This window comes from Deltaproteobacteria bacterium, from assembly GCA_009929795.1.
Lineage (GTDB): Bacteria > Desulfobacterota > Desulfovibrionia > Desulfovibrionales > Desulfomicrobiaceae > RZZR01.
Map to the genome: position 1 here is coordinate 1 of RZZR01000254.1, position 2,590 is coordinate 2,590.

The window sequence follows — 2,590 nt, forward strand, 5'->3', positions numbered from 1 at the left end:
CCCAGGAACCGCACCGCGCCGGAAGCCGGCTCGATCAGTCCCTGCATGATATCGCACAACGAGACCGTCTCGGCGCCCGCATCGCGGACGATGGCGGCCAGTTCGCCGGGCGCCAGCGCGAGGGTCAGGTCCTCCAGACCCTCGACCCGTTCGCTATCCGGCGGGATCGTGGCGTGTTGCAGCGACAGGATGGGCGCGGGTTCAGACATAGGTCAGCACCGAACGGAGGGCCGAGAGGAAGAACAGGGTGGCGATGGACTGCACCACAGCGGCCGTGGCGGCCTGCGGAATCTCGGTGGCGGCGCCGCGCACGCGCAGGCCCTTGATACAGCAGAGCGCGGCCGTGGCCAGGCCCGTGGTTCCGGATTCACGGATGACCTCTTTGACGGCCTCCTCCCGACTCGTTTCCCCTTTCTGAACCTTGTCGATACTGCGGGCTGCGGCAACGGCTCCACCGACGATGGCCCCGGCGGCCCCCATGGCCAAGGTGGCCCTGGGGGCAATGGCTGTCTGTCTGACGATGCTCATGCGTTACTCCTTTTCCTTCTTGGCATGTTTTTTCTCGGCTTTCCTGTCTTCTTCCTTTTCCATCTCTTCGGCATTCTTCCCGAAAGCGCCACAGACCCCGGAAAAGACCCCAGCTATGGCCCCCTTGACCCGGTCGTTGGTCAGCAGGAAGGTCATGCCCGCGCCCAGGAGCGCGCCTTTCCAGAAATCAGAAGATGTCTTTTCAAAAAAGTTCAAGAATTTTGAAACGTCCGGATTGCCTGCGGCAGCCTCGTTGATCAGACCGTAGAGTTCGCCGTAGCGGTTCTCGTATCCCTGGGCCTGGCCTGGATTCGGCATTTGCTGCACGGCTGGAGGTGCATACATGCCACCCGGTTGATAGGCCGGCCAGGCTGAAGGGCCGGGGGGCTGGAGTTGGGGCCAGCCAACAGTCCCGTTCCCGTAGTAGCCTCCTGTGGCGGGGGCCTGAGGCTGTCCGGTCCGTTGTTCACCCATGGCGTAGAACCCGGCCTGAGGCTGCCCATAGACGGGGGCCGCCGGCGCCCCCTGGTATGGTGCCGCTCCGGGAATCTGGGCCGAGAAGTGAGGTTGGCCCATGTCCGGACCCTGCACAGGTTGCCCGGCAGAGGCCATGAATTGTCCGGAGTATTGTCCACCGGTCTGGAATTGTCCGTTGGGTTGGGCTTGGGGCTGTCCGTAATAGACGGGGGTCGATCCCGGCATGAAGCCTCCCTGGCCGCCTGTCTCGGCCGCTTTTTCTGCGCCTTGGCCTTGTCCGCCGGACTGGGTTGTGGTTGTCGGTTTTTCGTCACACATCACTATGCCTCCTGTGTTTGGTTGTTGGTCAGGGCCCGGTTGAAGTGTTCGACCAGTTCGGCCGTTCGGTCATTGTCGGTTGATTGGAGAAATTCCAGCAACAATTCCGGGTTGATACGTTCTTCGTCATACTCGATGACAATGGATCCGGCCGCCGGGTTGAGCCTGTATCCGGTGACCCAGTCAGGCAGCTCCAGCCGACCGCTGGCCAGTCGTTTCGCTTCGGAATTCTTGAGAATGCCCGGACCGAATCCCAGCCGGATCCGTCCCGGGATGTGGTGTTTGACACGCAACAGGCTCCTCAGCCTGGTCAATGTGTCGAAGTCCATGTGTGTCTCCGTTGTCCGCTCCGTTGTCCGGAGGAAGGCTGAAGGTGAAGGCGAGGAGCCGGGAGGAGTTGGCCAGAACCCCCAGGGAATGGCCGACATGGACCAGTCCGGCCATGACCGGGGTGAGCACTCCAAGTCCGGCCAAGACCACGCCGACTATGTTGGAACCAGTGGCAATCCAGAAATTCTGGCGCACGACCCGCAGGGTCTTGCGGCTCAACTCGTGAACGTCGGCAAGGCCCGACAGATTCTCGGAGGCCAGGGCGATGTCGGCGGCCTCAACGGCAACTTCGGAGCCTCCCGTACCCACGGAAACTCCGACGTCGGCCCGGGTCAGAGCCAGGGCGTCGTTGATTCCGTCCCCGACCATGAGCACCTTCCGGCCCCGGGCCATGGCCTCCTCGACAATGACGGCCTTTTCCCGGGGCAGCTTGGAGGCATGCACCTCCTGGATGCCGAGAGATTCGGCCAAGAGGCCTGCCGATCCAGGCTCGTCCCCGGTGACGAGCATGAAGTGATCGACGCCGCTGCGCCGAAGCCGGTCAATGACGTCCTTGGCCTCCGGCCTGGTCCGGGAAGCAAAGGCCAGGATTCCCCAGGGACTGGAGTCGACGAAAACCTGAAGAACGGTGAGGCCGGCGTCACGCAGTTTGGAGGCTCGGTCTTCCTGGTTGCCACCATTGAGCCCGAATGACTGGAAAAGCTTGTGGTTGCCGACCAGAACCTCGCGATCGCCGATGACGGCCCGCATGCCCATGCCCATGTGGTAGTCGCAGATGGCGTGGGGTGTGGGGAAGATCCCCCGTCTTCCGGCTTCGTCCTTGAGGGCCATGGCCAAGGGATGGTGGTTGTGGGCCTCGGCCGAAACCGCGAGTCGCAGGAGTTCTTGTTCGTCAATGCCCCGGGTGGGAAGGACATGAACCAGTTCAGGATGCCCA

Annotated in this window: 5 protein-coding genes; all 5 read right to left on the minus strand. The window is 62.7% G+C overall.

The features are described from left to right. On the minus strand, positions 1-209 hold a 209-nt coding region (locus EOM25_13875), incomplete at its 3' end, for an ABC transporter ATP-binding protein (GenBank protein ID NCC26262.1). Beyond that, positions 202-528, minus strand: a complete 327-nt coding sequence (locus EOM25_13880) for a hypothetical protein (protein ID NCC26263.1) — start codon at positions 526-528, stop codon at positions 202-204. The genes EOM25_13875 and EOM25_13880, both read right to left, overlap by 8 nt. Positions 529-531: 3 nt before the next feature. Then, complete coding sequence (locus EOM25_13885; GenBank protein NCC26264.1) at positions 532-1,230, minus strand: hypothetical protein; 699 nt, start codon at positions 1,228-1,230, stop codon at positions 532-534. 95 nt (positions 1,231-1,325) lie between these two features. Beyond that, the gene (locus tag EOM25_13890; GenBank protein ID NCC26265.1) at positions 1,326-1,616 is read right to left on the minus strand and encodes a heavy-metal-associated domain-containing protein; all 291 of its coding nucleotides are present in this window, start codon (positions 1,614-1,616) and stop codon (positions 1,326-1,328) included. After that, on the minus strand, positions 1,507-2,590 hold a 1,084-nt coding region (locus EOM25_13895; protein ID NCC26266.1), incomplete at its 5' end, for a cation-translocating P-type ATPase. The genes EOM25_13890 and EOM25_13895, both read right to left, overlap by 110 nt.

What these genes read in the sequence shown, in the direction of transcription:
- EOM25_13880 (NCC26263.1), bottom strand. Translation starts at nt 528, where the DNA reads ATGAGCATCGTCAGACAGACAGCCATTGCCCCCAGGGCCACCTTGGCC.
- EOM25_13885 (NCC26264.1), bottom strand. Translation starts at nt 1,230, where the DNA reads ATGCCGGGATCGACCCCCGTCTATTACGGACAGCCCCAAGCCCAACCC.